The sequence below is a fragment of the Geoglobus acetivorans genome, assembly GCF_000789255.1.
Lineage (GTDB): Archaea > Halobacteriota > Archaeoglobi > Archaeoglobales > Archaeoglobaceae > Geoglobus > Geoglobus acetivorans_B.
In genome coordinates this window covers 109,563-126,079 of record NZ_CP009552.1, presented here as the reverse complement: position 1 = coordinate 126,079, position 16,517 = coordinate 109,563, and the positions used below count along the sequence as shown (strand labels likewise).

At 48.0% G+C, this 16,517-nt stretch carries 16 protein-coding genes; 6 read left to right on the top strand and 10 right to left on the bottom strand.

Going from position 1 to position 16,517, the window contains the following annotated elements:
- The first annotated feature begins 18 nt into the window (after nt 1-18).
- Nucleotides 19-870 carry a ribbon-helix-helix domain-containing protein gene (locus GACE_RS00720; RefSeq protein WP_048090361.1) on the top strand — a complete coding sequence of 284 codons (852 nt, stop codon included), beginning with the start codon at nt 19-21 and terminating at the stop codon, nt 868-870.
- Here GACE_RS00720 and GACE_RS00715 read toward each other — a convergent pair.
- The 6 genes from GACE_RS00715 to GACE_RS00690 form a co-directional block, all read right to left on the bottom strand.
- Entirely contained in the window at nt 835-1,494 is a 660-nt protein-coding gene (locus GACE_RS00715) for an endonuclease V (RefSeq protein ID WP_048090359.1), read from the bottom strand. The genes GACE_RS00720 and GACE_RS00715 overlap by 36 nt on opposite strands.
- Nucleotides 1,491-3,083, bottom strand: coding sequence for an O-phosphoserine--tRNA ligase (gene sepS / locus GACE_RS00710; protein WP_048090357.1), 1,593 nt, complete (start codon nt 3,081-3,083; stop codon nt 1,491-1,493). Before sepS ends, GACE_RS00715 begins: the two co-directional genes overlap by 4 nt.
- Nucleotides 3,073-4,440 (bottom strand): Asp-tRNA(Asn)/Glu-tRNA(Gln) amidotransferase subunit GatA, encoded by a 1,368-nt coding sequence (gene gatA / locus GACE_RS00705; RefSeq protein ID WP_048090355.1) that lies wholly within the window; start codon nt 4,438-4,440, stop codon nt 3,073-3,075. The genes sepS and gatA overlap by 11 nt, the downstream gene beginning before the upstream one ends.
- Complete coding sequence (gene gatC / locus GACE_RS00700; RefSeq protein WP_048090353.1) at nt 4,437-4,718, bottom strand: Asp-tRNA(Asn)/Glu-tRNA(Gln) amidotransferase subunit GatC; 282 nt, start codon at nt 4,716-4,718, stop codon at nt 4,437-4,439. The genes gatA and gatC overlap by 4 nt, the downstream gene beginning before the upstream one ends.
- Before the next feature lie 194 nt (nt 4,719-4,912).
- Complete coding sequence (locus GACE_RS00695; protein ID WP_048090351.1) at nt 4,913-5,686, bottom strand: sulfide-dependent adenosine diphosphate thiazole synthase; 774 nt, start codon at nt 5,684-5,686, stop codon at nt 4,913-4,915.
- A 14-nt stretch (nt 5,687-5,700) separates the two neighbouring features.
- On the bottom strand, nt 5,701-6,303 hold the full coding sequence (locus tag GACE_RS00690; RefSeq protein WP_048090349.1) for a LysE family transporter: 603 nt from the start codon (nt 6,301-6,303) through the stop codon (nt 5,701-5,703).
- Nucleotides 6,304-6,348: 45 nt separating this feature from the next.
- On the opposite strand from GACE_RS00690, the gene GACE_RS00685 reads away from it, so the two are divergent.
- From GACE_RS00685 to GACE_RS00670, 4 genes are read left to right on the top strand one after another with little or no spacing between them, the layout of a single operon-like run.
- On the top strand, nt 6,349-7,050 hold the full coding sequence (locus tag GACE_RS00685) for a queuosine precursor transporter (protein WP_048090347.1): 702 nt from the start codon (nt 6,349-6,351) through the stop codon (nt 7,048-7,050).
- Nucleotides 7,051-7,080: 30 nt separating this feature from the next.
- Nucleotides 7,081-7,380: a hypothetical protein gene (locus GACE_RS00680; RefSeq protein ID WP_048090345.1), complete on the top strand. Its 300-nt coding sequence runs from the start codon at nt 7,081-7,083 to the stop codon at nt 7,378-7,380.
- Nucleotides 7,381-7,411: 31 nt separating this feature from the next.
- On the top strand, nt 7,412-9,283 hold the full coding sequence (gene iorA / locus GACE_RS00675) for an indolepyruvate ferredoxin oxidoreductase subunit alpha (protein ID WP_048090343.1): 1,872 nt from the start codon (nt 7,412-7,414) through the stop codon (nt 9,281-9,283).
- A gap of 1 nt (nt 9,284) precedes the next feature.
- Nucleotides 9,285-9,884, top strand: a complete 600-nt coding sequence (locus GACE_RS00670; RefSeq protein ID WP_318249239.1) for an indolepyruvate oxidoreductase subunit beta — start codon at nt 9,285-9,287, stop codon at nt 9,882-9,884.
- Here GACE_RS00670 and GACE_RS00665 read toward each other — a convergent pair.
- A complete protein-coding gene (locus tag GACE_RS00665; RefSeq protein WP_048090341.1) occupies nt 9,874-11,139 on the bottom strand; it encodes an amidohydrolase in 1,266 nt (421 codons plus the stop codon). The two genes, GACE_RS00670 and GACE_RS00665, sit on opposite strands and share 11 nt — an antisense overlap.
- 124 nt (nt 11,140-11,263) lie before the next feature.
- Between GACE_RS00665 and GACE_RS00660 the strand changes: the two genes are divergently transcribed.
- Nucleotides 11,264-11,686, top strand: a complete 423-nt coding sequence (locus tag GACE_RS00660) for a rhodanese-like domain-containing protein (protein WP_052400163.1) — start codon at nt 11,264-11,266, stop codon at nt 11,684-11,686.
- A 21-nt stretch (nt 11,687-11,707) separates the two neighbouring features.
- Here the strand turns inward: GACE_RS00660 and GACE_RS00655 are convergent, their stop codons facing one another.
- The 3 genes from GACE_RS00655 to GACE_RS00645 form a co-directional block, all read right to left on the bottom strand.
- The gene (locus GACE_RS00655) at nt 11,708-13,360 is read right to left on the bottom strand and encodes a long-chain fatty acid--CoA ligase (protein WP_048090338.1); all 1,653 of its coding nucleotides are present in this window, start codon (nt 13,358-13,360) and stop codon (nt 11,708-11,710) included.
- A 79-nt stretch (nt 13,361-13,439) separates the two neighbouring features.
- Nucleotides 13,440-14,576 (bottom strand): acyl-CoA dehydrogenase family protein, encoded by a 1,137-nt coding sequence (locus tag GACE_RS00650; protein WP_048093455.1) that lies wholly within the window; start codon nt 14,574-14,576, stop codon nt 13,440-13,442.
- Nucleotides 14,576-16,513: a 3-hydroxyacyl-CoA dehydrogenase/enoyl-CoA hydratase family protein gene (locus GACE_RS00645; protein WP_048090336.1), complete on the bottom strand. Its 1,938-nt coding sequence runs from the start codon at nt 16,511-16,513 to the stop codon at nt 14,576-14,578. Before GACE_RS00645 ends, GACE_RS00650 begins: the two co-directional genes overlap by 1 nt.
- Nucleotides 16,514-16,517 lie beyond the last annotated feature (4 nt).

Here is a 16,517-nt window from a genome sequence, read left to right as displayed (position 1 = left end):
GTGAATTAAAGAGTTGCGATGAAGGTTGTTAATCTGAGACTCGATGAGAGCATCGTTGACAGGCTTGACGAAATCTCCTCAAAACTGCTGATTTCGAGAAGTGAGCTTATAAGACAGGCAATAACGATTTATCTTTCTCTGATAGAAAACATTGGCTTCTACTTCAAGCCTTCACTACTGGCTCCAAAGCTGGATGTGTATGCCGAGAGAAACGCCATATCTGTCGATCTCGGTAACAATGTCTCTCTGGCTGTTTTCAGCGTTGCTTATGGCGGTATAGGCAGGAAGGAAGGGGACTGGTTGAGGGTGGATGTTGAGAGGGTAGCGGAGATTATGGCCTACCAGATTGAGGTGGAAAGTCTGTGCAGGTTCAGCAAACCCCTCGCCATTCTTCTTTTCTCCGGAAATGAGCTGGAATATGCTCTTGAGTTTTACAGAAGCTTCAGGAAAAAGGTCAGGGAGAGGGTTGTTCTTACCGATTCGGAGGATTTTGCAGAGACTGTCCAGAGTTTCTTTGGCGCTGCAGTAATCGGCCTCAGAGACATGAGCGTTAAGAACGTTCCTGAAAGGGGTGACAAAATATTCCTCTACGGAAAAATCCTGAGTGGTGGTGAACTGGTCGGTGGGGAGCTGCCCGACACTGCTCTGTTCAGAAAGCTCGCAGAACTGGTTTCAGAGGGCAGGGCAAACTCAATTTTCCCTGTTAAGGGAGACGGCGTGAGGGAGGCATGTCTGTATGCCGCATCGGTTGCAGGGGGAAAGCTGAATATCGCTGACACCGAGGACAGAGGATGTCCGGCAACGGCCGTCATCGTCACGGCAAAACAGATTCCCTTAGAAGGTGGAGTCGAGATCGGAGAGATACTGTGATTTGACTTTTTTCGAGTACTTGTCCGCAATTCTTACCGGTTCCGGAAGTTTGTAGCCTCGCAGGCAGTTCATCACTACTTCCAGAGCTTTTTCAGGTGTAATCCGGTTCCCAACTGAAACGTAAATCGGTTTGCATCTCCTGCAGGTGAGAATTTCATATCCAACATGTTCCCCGTCCACAATGAGTTTTTTCACGTCACCCTCCCCGGCAATTTCCCCGCAGAGCCTCTTTTTCGTAATGCCTATTGCAGGCAGGGAAAGTTCAACTCCAATGTATGTGGCTATTCCACACCTTCTGGGATGGGCAAGACCGCTTCCGTCCACCATTACCACTGTTTTCTCTCTCAAAACCTTTTTCAGAGCTTTTATTGCGGTTCTGCTCTCCCGGAACATGAGGTACGTGGGAATGTACGGGAAGTCGACGGTATCGACCACGCTTTCAGCTATCATCAGTTCAAGCTCAGGATAGCTCATGAGTACAGCTGAAGATACTGCGTATTCTGTCCCTGAGTGTCTGAAAAATGCGGTATCAACTCCTGCAACATATTCTATTTCCTCCACTTCGGAAATTGTTACTCTGTTCGATATCTCGTTCTGTATTTCTCTGAGCCTTTTGAGGTTCATAGCAATCTGAACCCAACGCTGAGGAAAAGGGGTCCTCTCACGTCCACGCTCTTCCCTCTTGATATCAGGTAATTCATCAGACCCTCTTCGAGCTTCAGATTGATGTCTGACAGGTTCTCAACGACTCTTGATCTGACCTCTCCATCTTCTCTGCCCTCTGCTATCATTTCCTCTATCCTTCTTACAGCGCAGTAAGCGAACGAGTCGAGATATCTTATCCCCGTGCTGACTCCCTCATCAAACAGCTCTCTGAACTTCTCGTTCTTTGGGACGCCATATATGTTTCCATCATGCACGACTATTTCATTTGCGTATGCAGGTCCGCAGAGCTTTGCATTTTCTCTCTCGAAAACGAAGATTTCAACGTCCTTTTCAAACAATCTTCCCCTGTAAGCCGTGAACTCACAGGGTCCCTGGGCGGCTGCGTTCTCCTCGAAGGCCTGGATAACTCTGCCTGCGATTTCAATTCCCTTGGGTGTCAGTGGCACATCTTTCAGCTTTATTTTCCTCGCTATATCCAGATCGCTGAGTTCAATGTGTCTGAACCCGTAGACCATTTCTCTGACGTCCGAATAGTCGTGCAGAACCATTGCAAGCCTCTCAACTCCGAGTCCGAGGTTCATCACCGGATACTCTATGCCGTATTCTGCAAGGGCTGTTGGAGAATATATTCCGAATGTGGCAATCTCTATCCAGCCATCAGCGTATTTCCTGTTGTTTTCGAGATGTGGATGGTAGGCGAACACCTCCGTTTGAGTTCCGGGTATGTAATATTTGCTCCTCTTGTCATCTTTCCTGAATCTGAATTTTTCAAAGCCGAAGTGTCTCAGAAGAGCCTCGGCTACAGCCTTTCCGTCATCAACACTCACGTCCTCGGCCATTATAACACAGCTTGCCGAGAAGTAAGTGTACAGACGTGTGGGATCCTCACTCTGCTCCCTTCTGAAACATCTGTCGATTGAGAATAGCTTCACAGGGAGAGGATATTTTCCGGAAAGCTTCGAGAGGGTGATGAACCAGCCCGTGGTCATGTGGCTCCTCAGCGTGAGTGTGGTTGGCTCGGGCATGAGGGTTTTGAATTCCGGAAACACCTCATCTATGACCTTGAGGGCAATCTGGTCCTCTACTCCGAGAACACGGGCAATTTCTGCGGAGAGGTCATCTCCATCGATTTTTCCCTTCTTGTAGATGTGGAGAATCTTTCTGAGCTCGTCCGGATCGAAGTTCTTTTCAATTATTTCCTCAATTTTCCTGATTCTCTCCTCAGAAATTCCGACGTTAGGTCTTGGAAGGCCTGCGAGGTAATAGCATCTGTCCAGAACTGCAAGTGCTTCCTTGGAAAACTGCTTCCTCACGTGAACCTCCTCGACAATGAGCGGATTGATGACCTCACTGAATCCGATCCTCAGGTACGCCTCCCTCAGTTTCTGTATCGTGTCGAATACAGGGTGAGCCCTCCCCTCCTCGTAGCCCCTGAGCGGATATCTTTCACCGAGCGGGCGCTCACTGAGGACTACCTCACTGTTCAGCCATGCACTCTCAAAATCCTTTCTTGCCTTTTCCAGCCATTCTTCAGCATTAAACTTCATTTCTCTCAACCGCCTTGGCAAAACCGAGAACAGTATTCTCTTCAAAGTAATTACCTATGACCTGCAATCCCACGGGAAGTCCATTGCTCTCGCCTATTGGCATTGACAATGCAGGCAACCCTGCGAGGTTTATCGGTGTTGTGTTCACGTCCGCCATGTACATTGTTACAGGATCGGCGATCTCGCCAATTCTGAATGCTGTGGATGGCATTGTTGGCGAAATTAGAACATCGAATTTTTCAAAGGCTCTCCTGAAATCTTCGATGACGAGAGTCCTGACCTTCAGAGCCTTGAGATAGTATTTTCCGTAGTATCCTGCCGAGAGTGCGTAGCTCCCCATCATTATTCTTCTCTTCACCTCTGTTCCGAAGCCCTCTGCTCTGACTTTAGAGAAGTATCTGCTCCAGCTGTCCAGATTCTCGAGGGAAAATCCATATCTCACGCCATCATACCTTGCGAGGTTGGATGAAGCCTCGCTCATCGCAATTATGTAATATGCAGGCAATGCATACTTCAGCGATGGGAGACTGACTGTCTCAACATCAGCAAATTTTCTCAGAGTTTCGACAAACGAATTAAAATGCTCCTTAACCTCAGCATTTGCCTGCATTTCTTCTATTATGCCAACTCTGAATTTTTTGCTGACAGGAGAGTATGTAAACCCTCTTCCAGCGTTGGTAGAATCCCTGTCGTCTCTACCTGCTATAACCTCGAGGAGAAGTCCGAGATCGTCTATGCTGCCAGCCATTGGGCCTATCTGTTCGAGGCTGTTGGCGTAGGCAACCAGCCCGTATCTTGAAACGAGTCCGTAGGTTGGTTTTAATCCGTAAACGCCTGTAAAGCTTGCAGGACACCTTATGCTCCCTCCCGTGTCGGTGCCAAGCGCCAGAACCGTCTCTTTTCCGGCGATTGCTGCGGCACTTCCCCCGCTGCTACCTCCGGCGACCCTCCCGGTATCGTGCGGATTTCTGACAACTCCAAAATGGGAGTTTTCTGTTGTCGTTCCCATTCCAAATTCGTCCATGTTCGTCTTGCCGATTATTATGGCACCCTCTTTTTTCAGCTTCTCCACAACATGTGCATCGAAGGGAGGGATGTAGTTTTCAAGCATTTTTGATGCGCATGTCGTCCTTACCCCTTCCGTGGATATGTTGTCCTTAACTGCAATCGGGATTCCGGCGAGCTTCCCTTCTTTTTTTCCGTTATCGAAGTCTTCAGCAAGTTTAAGGGCCTGGTCTTCTGTCACCGTGATGTATGCATTCAGCTTGCTTTTCCTTATTCTGTCAATCAGTTCGGAAACGAGGTCGTATGCTTTTTCGTTTTCAAGCCTTTCCTTCCACTCTCCAACCGTTATCATTCCACAACCCTCGGACCTTTGAAGTATCCTTCTTCCCTATGCCTTGCATTCTTGAGTGCTTCATCCCTGTCAAGGCTCTTTCCCGGCACATCCTTTCTGAAAACGTTTTTGAGGGGGATAACGTGATATGTGGGCTCGACGTCGGGATCAATTTCATCAAGCTGATCGAAAAACTCGAGAATCTTCCCGAACTCGTTTTTGTAGTTTTCCACTTCATCATCTTTCAGTTCTATTTTTGCAAGATTGGAAACATACCTCACGGTTTCTTCGTCAATCATCCTTCAGTCCTAAAAGGGATGAATTAATAAATTTTCTTCAAATCCCGAAAAGCTGGGGAAATTGTACTACTGACCTCTCAGCCTGCCCCTGCATTCCGTGCAAAGTCCATGGTGAAAGTGGCATTTCGTGCAAATTGCCCTTCCACACCTCCTGCATCTCTGATGAGCCATTCTCGTTTTGCAGATCTCGCACTTCATTTTTTGAGATCAAACATAATCTGTTCCGCAACCTTTTTTCCACTCATCAGCATTCCACCAAATATCGGACCCATTCTTGGAAGACCGTGTACTGCAGCGACTGCCATTCCCGCAGCGTAAAGACCATCAGCAACCTTTCCTGTTTTCTCTACAACCAGCTTCTCACTCATTTCACTGTAGGCTGATTTCTCGCCGTGGATGAATATCTCGAGTTCGGGTATTTTTCTTGCAGCGATGCTTATAACTTCGGCATCATGGCCCGTCGCATCGACAACGGCCCTGCTCTCTATCATCAGCGGATCAACATGAAGTCCGGAAATCTGGACTGCACTCCACTGGACGAGGACACCCGAAATCCTCAGAGGGTCTGGTCTGAACACCACGTCATCAACAGTGACTCCCAGGAGGACCTTGGCTCCGCTCTCAACAGCGGAATATGACAGTTTTGCCAGAAAATCTGATGAATCTACGGAATAAAGTCCGCTTTCGACTTCTTTCAGCTTCATTCCGAATCCTTCTGCAATTTCTTTCGCTTCTTCCTCGATAACTATTTTGTGGAAGAGCATTCCTCCTCCGCCTATGCCTCCACCAAAGCTGAGCCTTCTTTCGAAAACAACCACATCAAATCCGAATTCTCTGAGGTAATAGGCAGCAGTCAGCCCGGCCGGACCTGCTCCGACAATAACAACATCAGTATCGCTAATATCTTCCCAGTCCTTTGCAGCCTCCCTTACGATTATTCTGGTTATGTTCCTTTCACTGTATGACATAATTCAGGGTTTTTTCATCTGAAATATAAATGTAATGCCCTTATTGAGGACACAATGAAATACAGTCCGAAGACAGCAAGGATTGATGCCGAGATAATGCTCAGAATCCTGTTAATGTTTTTCATTCCGGAAATTCTGTTTGCAAATAGAGCGACCCCACCGTACCATCCAAAATCGCATGCTACGTGTGCAATCGCAAATGCGACAATTCCTGCGGGACCGAAATTCATGGAGATAAGAATGAGGGTGAAGCCGATGGTGAGCCACCAGATTATGAAGTACGGATTCAGTGCGCTGACGGCAATCCCTGAGAGAATCCCCTTTATTCTGATTTCTGAGTTTTTATCTTTCAGCTCTCTGAATGCGAGGTAGAGCATTAAAATTCCCCCCGATAAAGCGAGGATTTCCCTGAATATTCCCATCTCGAAGGATTTCCCTGCCATGAAAAGCCCTGCAATAATGGGGAGTTCGACAATTGCATGACCTGCGGAGATTTCAATTCCGGCCAGCCTGTTCATTCTTCCTTCTGTGAGTGTTAATGCAAGCATCGGTCCTGGGGCGAGAACGCCGCTCAGGGATATGAAGACAGCTGTGAGGATGAATGTGATGAAGTCCATGAATCCGGGAAAACTTTTAAATTAAATAAGTATTTGGGTTACCCCATGCTGTCCAACGAAGTTCTGTGGTTCATTCTGCTGATGGTCAGCTTTGCTCTGATAACTCTGGCTTACAGGCTATTTGGCAGGGTAGGGCTTTATGTATGGATAGGTATGGCAATAATTCTGGCGAACATTCAGGTAGCGAAGCTGATAGAGTTCTTCGGACTGATGACCGCAATGGGCAACATCATCTACGGCTCCACCTTCCTTGCCACCGATATCCTTGCTGAGAAGTACGGCAAGAAATACGCAAGGAAAGGAGTGTTCATAGGCTTTTTCGTGCTGATCGCGACGACGATCATAATGCAGATCACACTCGCATTCACTCCTGCACCTGAAGACGCTTTAGATCCAGCATTGCAGCAGATTTTTGGTTTCATGCCTGACGTTACCATTGCAAGTCTTACAGCATACCTGATTTCCCAGCTTCACGATGTCTGGGCTTTCCACTTCTGGAAGGAAAAGACCAAGGGCCGGTTCCTCTGGCTGAGAAACAACGCATCAACGCTTGTCTCACAGCTGATAGATAATGCTACGTTCACTCTGCTCTTCTTCGTGGTGTTCAATCCTGAACTGTTTGCGGAGCTTGGCTGGCAGGGAATCTGGGAGATTTTCATAACCTCGTACATCATGAAGTTCGTTGTTGCGCTGATGGACACGCCGTTCATCTATCTGGCGACGAGGATAAAGCCGGAAGAGGATTAGTTTTTTAAACCTGCTTTCCAAATTTATTTCATGAATCTAACGTTTCTTGTGTTTCTGATAGGCCTTGTCTATGGGTTTGTAAACCCCGGCAGAGAAAACAAGCTCAGACTCCTGAGAAATTCGCTTGCTGTTGGGTTTGTTTTCGGAGTGTTGATCGCTCTGCTGTTTTTTGTATTTACGCTTCCCGTTGGACTGTTTGTGCCGTTCATTCCTCTTCTCGGAGGACTGGCGGGCGTCGTGGCGGGGGTTTTTATTGCGCTTTATTTTGGGGTGGTGTTCATCATTGGCACTTTCGTCGGAGATGTTCTCGAATCTCTTTTAAAACGCTAATTTTTTAAAGCAAATTTTTTGGCTTAAGGGTATGTTAAAGGATGTCATACTGGATGCACCAGGGAAAAAAGTGTTCCTTCTGGGGAATGAAGCAATTGCGAGAGGAGCGATTGAGGCCGGGATTGACGTTTTTTCTGCCTATCCTGGCACTCCCTCTTCTGAGATAACTGACACCCTGAACGCTGCCTGCAGTCATCTTAAGGACAGGATGGAATACCGGATGGAATATGCGGTAAATGAAAAGGTGGCTTTTGAGGTTGCGATAGGGGTGTCGCTTGCTGGTAAAAGAGGTATGACTGCGATGAAGCATGTCGGATTGAATGTTGCTGCCGATCCACTTTTCAGCTTCGCTTATGTTGGAGCGAGGGGCGCTTTTGTCTGCGTTTCTGCAGATGATCCATCAATGCACTCAAGTCAGAATGAGCAGGATAACCGGTGGTATGGGATAGCTGCAAAGGTGCCGGTGGTTGAGCCTTCCAGCGTGAACGAGGCAAAAGAGATCACAAAGAATGCGTTTGAGCTTTCTGAGAACTTCTCATTGCCGTTCATTTTGAGGAGCTACACGAGACTTAGCCATTCAAGTGGTGTCGTCGAGCTTGGTGAAATTCCATACAAGAAAATCGAGAAGGTTGAATGGGAGAGGCATCCAGAAACTGATGTTGTTTTGCCGGCTCACGCGAGAAGGCTCAAGCCCAGACTTCAGGAAAAACTGAAAAAGCTTGAGGATTACTTTAATGGCTGGGACTATAACTGGGTTGATGAGGGCGATGGCAGAAAGGGTCTGATTGCCTGTGGAATGAGCTACAACTACGCCGTAGAGGCGATGGAGAACCTTGGGGTTGAGATGCCCGTTCTCAAGCTCTCCTCGATGAATCCTCTGCCCGGAAAGCTCATCACTGACTTCCTCTCGAACCTCGACGAGGTGCTGGTGGTCGAGGAGGTTGATCCTGTTGTTGAGATGCAGGTAAGGGTGATGGCTGCAGAGTTTGGTGTCAGGGTTCACGGGAAGATGGATGGCTACCTGCCTGAGAACTATGAATACAACGTCTCAATCGTTCAGAAGGGGATTGCGAGACTTGCAGGAAAGGATTTTGATTATTCCAGTTATCTGACCACTGCAGCCGAGCTTGTGAAGATTGCACCGCCGAGACCTCCGGTTTTATGTCCGGGCTGCCCCCACACTGCAGTCTTCTACGCAATACGAAATGTTGTGAACGAAATTGGCAGGACAGCTCTTCCGAGCGATATTGGCTGTTATACTCTCGGTATAAACAAACCTCTTGAGGGTGTAGACATCACAATCTGCATGGGGGCGAGTGCCGGATCATCCAACGGATTGAGCTACGTGCTTTCTAACCCGGTAATCGCAACCATAGGTGATTCCACCTTTTTCCATACTGGCATTCCGCCCCTGATAAATGCCGTGTACAACGGAAACAAATTCGTGCTTGTTGTTCTCGACAACTCGACGACCGGCATGACCGGACATCAGCCTCACCCTGGGGTTGATGTTAGGGGTTGTGGTGAGAAGGCAGATTCCATCAGGATTGAGGATGTTTGCAGAGCTCTGGGAGTTAAGTTTGTTGAGGTGGTGCACTCGTATAACCTGAGGGCGGTTGAAGATTCCCTGAAACGGGCGCTGAGTCATGACGGTGTTGCAGTTATAATTGCAAAACAGCCATGCGCAATTCTCTGGACGAGAGAGAGGAGAAGAAAGGGGATCAAAATAAGATCGCTTGAGATAACTGATGATTGCAGGGAATGCATGAAATGCGTTAATGAATTCACCTGCCCGGCAATATACATCCAGGAAGGAAAGCCGGAAATCGATCCAGCACTGTGTGTGGGTTGTGGAGTCTGTGCGTCGGTCTGTCCGCACAGGGCGATAAGGGCAGCGAGGTGAGATGATGAAGGTAAACATTCTCATAGTCGGGGTTGGCGGTCAGGGCGTTCTGACAACATCTGGCATTCTGGCAAGAGCTGCGATGGAAGAAGGGTTGAATGTAGTTTCTGCAGAGACGCATGGAATGGCTCAGAGAGGAGGGAGTGTGGAGGTACATCTCAGGATAGGAGATGTGAGATCTCCTCTCATTCCATACGGGCATGCGGACTTCATAGCATCTCTTGAGCCGGTTGAAATACTGAGGTACGGCCATTACATGGGCGATAATACTGTTGCTGTTGTCAATACCCGGCCAATATCTCCACCGAGCGTCTCCACCGGAGTTGCGAAGTATCCGGAGCTTGAAGAGATAGCTGACAGGATAAGACCCCATCTTGGCGAGCTGTACACAGTAAACGCATCTGAAATTGCCGAAAGGCTTGCAGGAACCATTCAGGCAACGAACGTTGTTATGGCCGGAATTCTCATTGGACTGGGTATACCTCTGAAACTAAATTCGGTTGAAAAAGCACTGGGAGAGGTGCTGCCAGAAAAAATGGTTGAGGCAAATATCAAAGCTTTGAGGGAAGGTTTTCAGCTCGGTGAAAAACTCAGGAAGTGAATTTTTCCTTCAGCCCTTCCACCTTATCAAAAATTTTTTCCTCATCCACGGTCAGAATCACCCTGTCCTCCATGATGATCTCGCCGCTGACGATTAGATGCTGCACCTCCTCGCCGCTTGCAGAGTACACGAGGCCGTATGTAGGGTTGTAGAGCGGATACAGGTGCTGGGATTTTGATAAAACTGCGATGTCTGCGAGATAACCCTCCTCGATTCTTCCTCCCCTGATTCCGTATGCAGCATATCCGTTTTCAGTGGCCATTCTGAGGACATCCTCTGCCTTAACCGCATCAGCCCTCATGTACTTTATTTTCTGGAGGAGTGATGCGAACTTCATCTCCTGGAAAAAGTTGTAGGAGTTGTTGCTCGCCGCCCCATCTGTGCCGAGGGCAACGGTGATGCCGGTGTCGAGCATGTCTCTGACCCTCGCGATTCCCGATGATAGCTTCATGTTGCTCACCGGGTTGTAAACCACACTCACGCCCCTCTTTTTGAGAATTTCAAGCTCCTCATCGTCGAGCCACACACCATGGGCTATGATGACGTTATCATCGAGAAAACCAATCTTTTCGAGCAATCTGACCGGTGTGGTCCCGTACCGCTTCTTTATCTCTTCAATTTCCCACTGTGTCTCTGAAACGTGGATGTGAATCGTGGTTTCCAGCCTGTCTGCCCTTTCCTTCACCGTTCTCAGAAATTCAGGCGTGCATGTATAGGGTGCATGGGGGCCGTAAATTGCTTTTATCCTGCCATCGAACGCTCCGTCCCAGTCCGATATGAACTTCTCACCGATATCGAGTTCTCTTCTCGCTTTCTCTTCATCCCCCCTGTCCGCCATTCCGTAACAGAGCACAGCTCTGAGGCCTGCTTCTCCAGCCGCTTTTGCAACCTCGTCCATGTGGATGTAAAGGTCGCTGAAGCCAGCGATCCCGCTTTTCATCATCTCAACAATCGCAAGCATCGTGCCCCAGTAGATGTCCTCTGGAGTGAGAAGCCGCTCAAGCCTCCAGACGTTTTTAAGCCAGGTGTTCAGTTCCATGTCCTCTGCTATTCCCCTCAGCAGAGTCATTGCAGCGTGGGTGTGGGCGTTGAAGAATGCAGGAATGATTATGTTCCTGCATGCATCAAATTCGATTTCTCCTTTCAGCTCTTCCTTGGATACTCTTGCTATTTTATTCCCCTCTATCCCTATAGAAGCTCTGATGAATTTTCCATTGATGAAGCAGAGTCCGTTGTTTATCGCGATTGAGTACATGCACATTTCTGGCATCCGGGGATACATTAATTTTTGGAATGGTGATGTGCAGTGAACGCTCGAATTTGCAGCGGCCTTCAGAAGCAAGAAAGGTTAATTAAGTTTGTAAAACCTCCCTCAGTTCATGAGAAAAACAAAGTATATTCTGGCAGCAACCCTTGTTCTCTTTGCTCTTGCAGTATCAGTTATCCCCGGATGCGTGCAGAAGGATGACAGGGTTCTTAAAAGAGTCTCTGTGGATGAGGCTTACAAACTGATTCAGGAGAACAGAGGTAATCCGGATTTCATAATTATTGATGTTCGGACTCCACAGGAATATGCTCAGATGCACATTGAGGGGGCGATCAACATCGATTTTTACTCTCCCAAGTTCAGGGACGAACTCAGCGGACTTGACAGGTCCAAGACGTATCTTATTTACTGCAGAACGGGACACCGGTCTGGTGAGGCTATGAATATAATGGACGAGCTGGGCTTTGAGAAAGTTTACGAAATGGAAGGGGGGATTATGCAGTGGATGGCAAAGGGATACCCTGTGGTAAAATAAAAAATTGAGTTGTTTCTTACCTTATTTTGTGTAAAACTCCCTGTATTTTTCTCTGAGAGTCCTTTTACTCGCTTTACCCACGCTGGTTTTCGGTATTTCATCCACAAACAGTATCTCGTCTGGCAGCTGCCATTTTGCAAACCTCTGGCTTAAATGTTCAAACAGCTCTTCCCTGCTGACCTTTCCCCTGTACTCCTCTTTCAGGACGACAAATGCCAGCGGTCTTTCCTCCCACCTTGGATGCGGTATGCCCACAACACACGCTTCAAAAACGGCGGGATGGGCAACAAGGAAGTTTTCGAGGTCCACACTGCTTATCCACTCTCCTCCGCTTTTGATAAGGTCTTTAAACCTGTCCACTATCTTTATGTATCCGTGTTCGTCTATCGTGGCAGCATCCCCGCTCTTCCACCACTTCAGGAAGCCATCCTCTGCGAATGAGTCGAATGTTCTCGGGTCTTTGTAGTACTCGCCCGTTATCCAGTGCCCCCTGATGTACAGCTCCCCTATGCTTTTTCCATCCCACGGGAGGAAGTTTCCGTTTTCGTCTGCTATGGCGACCTCGACACCGAAAACAGGGATGCCCTGTTTCCTTTTCATGTCCCAGAGCTCGTCCTCGCTCATATCCTCCAGCCCGGGTTTTATGAAATTGTAGCATACGAGAGGAGATGTTTCTGTTGCACCGTATGCATGAATTACCTCTATTCCGTATTTGAGCAGCCCCTTCATCATGGCCAGTGGCGGTTCTGTTGCGCCGCTCCAGGCTCTCAGGTTGAACCTGGGAGGATCTTCGAGACTGTCCAGGTATTTCAGCATTGGCAGAAAGATGGCGGGCGCTCCGGCCGTTACCGTTACTCTCTCACTCTGCATGAGCTCCAGAACTGGCCCGAGATTATCCACAGCATACCTTCCCGGGAAAACGAGCTTCGCTCCCGCTATCGTGGCAGGATAGAACAGCCCCCATCCGTTTGCATGGAACATGGGCACGAGCTGCATGTAAACGTCATCCGGCCTCAGACCGAGAGCGTGTATTTCTGCGAGGGAGTGCAGAACCATTGCTCGATTTGAATAGTAAACCCCCTTCGGATTTCCAGTCGTTCCGGATGTGTAGCAGGCAGTTGCTGCGGAATGCTCATCGACAACCGGAAACTCGTAATTTTCGTCTCCATTCCTTACGAGCTCTTCATAGCTGTAAACATTCTCGAGACTGGTCTCGGGAAGATCCCCGTCGGCCATTATGATGTACTTCTCGGCTTTGATGTGCGGAGCTATACCCTCGGCAAGCTTGATCAGGGTTTCATCCACGAAAATTACCTTTGCTCCACTGTGGTTTGCAACATAAACTATCTCTTTTGGATGGAGCCTGAGGTTCATCTCCAGCAAAACCGCCCCCATTCCGGGAATTGCAAAGAACAGCTCGTAGAATCTGTGGGTGTTCCAGCTCAGCACACCCACCCTATCTCCCGGATTTATTCCGAGCTTTTCGAGAGAATCTGCAAGCTTTCTGACTCTTCTGTAAGCTTCACCGTAGCTGTATCTGAACACTTCTCCGTTGTGGAGCCTCGATGCTATCTCTCTATCTTCAAAATACTTTGCCGCATACTTCAGCACGTTTATTACGTTCAGCTGGTATTCCTCCATTGTTGTTGCGGGAAATCCCTTAACGAATCTCATCTGCGCACCTCCATTTTTAACAATTAATCTTGAAAAATAGGTGGGATAAATATGTTACCATTCTGGCTCGCCAATTTCATCACAGCTTTCCTGCCAGAGATCTCGATATTATCAGCCTCTGAATTTCGCTCGTCCCCTCATAAATCGTTCCAACCCTCGCATCCCTGTAATATCTCTCAACATCATACTCCTTGCTGAACCCGTATCCTCCAAAGATCTGCACGGCCTCGTAGGTAACCTTTACTGCAACCTCACTCGCAAACAGCTTTGCTGCAGAGCTTAAGGCCGGATCAGCCTTACCGTTATCGACAAGCCATGCCGCCTTGAAGACAAGAAGCTTCGCCGCCTCTATGTCTTTATACATGTCGGCAAGCTTGAAGGCTATGGCCTGATGCTCTATCAGGGGTTTTCCAAAGCTCTTCCTTTCCTTCGCATACTCAAGTGCTCTTTCGTATGCCCCGATGGCCATGCCGAGCTGAATTGCCCCTATCATAATTCTGCTCTCGTTGAAGAACCTCATCAGCTGGTAAAAACCATTGTTTTCCCTGCCTACGAGATTTTCTTCAGGCACAACAACATTTTTCAGGCTTATTTCGGCAGTATCATGGCAGCTGAGCCCCATCTTCTTTATAGGCTTTGCTTCATATCCCTCTGCTGACGTTTCGACGACGAATGCTGATATCCCTCTGTAACCCTCTCCAGCAGTCCTTGCGAGCAGAATTATCCAGTCTGAAATGCTTCCGTTTGTTATAAACACCTTGTTACCGTTTATCTTCCAGCCGTTTTCGGTTTTTTCGGCCCTTGTTTTTATTTTGGCCGCATCACTCCCCGCATCGGGTTCTGTTATTGCAATTCCTGACGTGGTCTCCCCTTTTGGAACCCTTGAGAGGTATTTCTCCCTCTGCTCCTCGCTTCCAAAATACTTCAGCATTGGACATCCGAGAGTCGATGATGCTATGGCACTGCCCGCATTGCTGTCAGCTCTTGCAAGCTCTATGCAGATAACCACGTTTGATGTGTAGTCGAGCCCCTGTCCGCCGTACTCCTCTGGCAGGTCAATGCCGATGAACCCGAGTTTTGCAGCCTTTCTGAAAAGATGGAATGGATATTCACCCTTCTCGTCCAGTTCTCTTCCGTAGGGCATTATCTCCTTTTCGGCGAACTCTCTCACCGCCTGCTGAATCATTCTGTGGTCTTCACTTAACTCAAAGTTCATCACTTCCCCCTCCACACTGGCTTCCTCTTCTCTGCAAAGGATTTCATACCCTCCTTGAAGTCCTCAGTTGCTGAGAGTATTATCAGCTCTCTGACAGCGCTTTCGAGTGAATTTCTGCAGATCTGGAAAACAGTGTTCTTTATTTTCTTTACAGCCTTGAGCGACAGTGGTGCAACCTCGGAGATGCTCTCTGCCAGCTCAATTCCCGCAAGCTCAAGCTGGGCGTCATCAACAACGATATCCACAAGACCAAGTCTGAAAGCCTCTTCAGCATCGAATTCTTCACCCGTGATGCAGTACCTGGTAATCCCTCTGTTCATGAAGAATCCTACGGAAGAAGCTATTGGGGGGAAAGCACCTATGAGTCCTTCGGGAAGGGCAAACCTTGCTTTTCTGCCAGAGATCACAACATCCATGAGGAGGTTCAGCTCCATCCCCCCTCCAAAGGCGAGACCGTTGACGAGAGATATCACCGGCTTTTCGTATTCCACGAGGGTATAAATGAGCGGTCCAGCAACTTTTTCAAAGAACTTCTGGCCATCAACGATACCCTTCCATGATTTCATCACTGCAATATCATCTCCGGCCGAGAAAGCTCTTCCCTCTCCGGTGATAATGACGGCTTTAACCTCTCTGTCTCTCTCAGCGTAAATCAGGGCGTCTCTGATTCCGGTCCACATTTCTTCATTCAGGGCATTGAGCTTGTCAATTCTCTTCATTCTGATGACTGCATAGGAGTCTCTCTTCTCGTATTCAACAGGGCCAAAGGCCCTTCTTTCATGGCTCCACCTGAAGAATCCCTCTCCTGATTTCTTCCCGGTTTTATTATCCGCAACCATCTTCTCGAGCAGCGGGTCTGGAGTAATTGAAATCCCTTTCAGAACCTCAGCAACTTTATCTATTCCGTAGATGTCTGCTATTTCGAGTATCCCCTTTCTGTATCCCATTCCGAGTTTCATGGCCTTTTCGACATCTTCTTTACTTGCAACCCTGTTTCTTATAATCCAGCAGGCCTCGTTTACTGCGGGAGCAATAATCATGAGGGGATTGACGTCGTATGCCCTGCTCTTTGGTATTTCAGCCCTTCCGTAGAATCCCGAATATTTGTAGAATCCCTCTCCGGTTTTCATTCCGAGCCTGTTTTCCGAGACCATTTTTTCGAGAATAGCAGGAATTGTGATGTCGAATCCTCTGTTTGAAAGCTCTCTCAGAACGTTGTAAAGCACATCCACACCGCTGAAATCAATCACCTCAAATACACCCATCGGCATGCCCAGCCTGTATTTGACACACGCATCAATCTGTTCGGCGGTGAACCCTGATTCGAGGAGCCTTACGGCCTGTGTGAACACCCTCGCGTTTATTCTGTTAACCAGGAATCCTGGTACATCTTTTACAACCACATAATCCATCCCAATTGATTTTGAAAACTCTCTGGCAAATTCAACGGTTTCAGCGGAGCTTTCATCACCCCTGACTATTTCAATCAACCTTATGAGCGTTGGAGGATTGAAGAAATGCAGTCCAATAACCTTATCTGGTCTTTTCGTTGCTGAGGCTATCTCTCCGATCGGAATTGTGGATGTGTTTGTTGCGAGAATAACATCATCCCTGCAGTTTTCATCGAGGGTGCTGAATATCTCTTTCTTTATGTCCGTTCTCTCAACAACCGCCTCTATGGCCAGGTCTGCACCTTTTGCAGATTCCGCAAGGTCTGTGGATGTCTGTATTCTGCCCATAACTTCGTTTTCATTGATTTTTGCCTTCTTTTCCAGTTTTTTCAGGCTCCATTCTATTTTTTCAGTCGCCTTCTGAAGTGCCTGCTCGCTCACATCCACAAGAATGACCCTGTAGCCTGAGATTGCACACACCTCTGCTATTCCGTGGCCCATGGTCCCTGCTCCAACAACAAGAACCGTTTTAACACCATCTATCATGATG

What these genes read in the sequence shown, in the direction of transcription:
- GACE_RS00645 (WP_048090336.1), bottom strand. Translation starts at nt 16,513, where the DNA reads ATGATAGATGGTGTTAAAACGGTTCTTGTTGTTGGAGCAGGGACCATG.
- gatC (WP_048090353.1), bottom strand. Translation starts at nt 4,718, where the DNA reads ATGATTGACGAAGAAACCGTGAGGTATGTTTCCAATCTTGCAAAAATA.
- GACE_RS00685 (WP_048090347.1), top strand. Translation starts at nt 6,349, where the DNA reads ATGCTGTCCAACGAAGTTCTGTGGTTCATTCTGCTGATGGTCAGCTTT.
- GACE_RS00680 (WP_048090345.1), top strand. Translation starts at nt 7,081, where the DNA reads ATGAATCTAACGTTTCTTGTGTTTCTGATAGGCCTTGTCTATGGGTTT.
- iorA (WP_048090343.1), top strand. Translation starts at nt 7,412, where the DNA reads ATGTTAAAGGATGTCATACTGGATGCACCAGGGAAAAAAGTGTTCCTT.
- GACE_RS00655 (WP_048090338.1), bottom strand. Translation starts at nt 13,360, where the DNA reads ATGAGATTCGTTAAGGGATTTCCCGCAACAACAATGGAGGAATACCAG.
- gatA (WP_048090355.1), bottom strand. Translation starts at nt 4,440, where the DNA reads ATGATAACGGTTGGAGAGTGGAAGGAAAGGCTTGAAAACGAAAAAGCA.
- GACE_RS00660 (WP_052400163.1), top strand. Translation starts at nt 11,264, where the DNA reads ATGAGAAAAACAAAGTATATTCTGGCAGCAACCCTTGTTCTCTTTGCT.
- GACE_RS00670 (WP_318249239.1), top strand. Translation starts at nt 9,285, where the DNA reads ATGATGAAGGTAAACATTCTCATAGTCGGGGTTGGCGGTCAGGGCGTT.
- GACE_RS00650 (WP_048093455.1), bottom strand. Translation starts at nt 14,576, where the DNA reads ATGAACTTTGAGTTAAGTGAAGACCACAGAATGATTCAGCAGGCGGTG.
- GACE_RS00720 (WP_048090361.1), top strand. Translation starts at nt 19, where the DNA reads ATGAAGGTTGTTAATCTGAGACTCGATGAGAGCATCGTTGACAGGCTT.
- GACE_RS00665 (WP_048090341.1), bottom strand. Translation starts at nt 11,139, where the DNA reads ATGTACTCAATCGCGATAAACAACGGACTCTGCTTCATCAATGGAAAA.
- GACE_RS00715 (WP_048090359.1), bottom strand. Translation starts at nt 1,494, where the DNA reads ATGAACCTCAAAAGGCTCAGAGAAATACAGAACGAGATATCGAACAGA.
- GACE_RS00695 (WP_048090351.1), bottom strand. Translation starts at nt 5,686, where the DNA reads ATGTCATACAGTGAAAGGAACATAACCAGAATAATCGTAAGGGAGGCT.
- sepS (WP_048090357.1), bottom strand. Translation starts at nt 3,083, where the DNA reads ATGAAGTTTAATGCTGAAGAATGGCTGGAAAAGGCAAGAAAGGATTTT.
- GACE_RS00690 (WP_048090349.1), bottom strand. Translation starts at nt 6,303, where the DNA reads ATGGACTTCATCACATTCATCCTCACAGCTGTCTTCATATCCCTGAGC.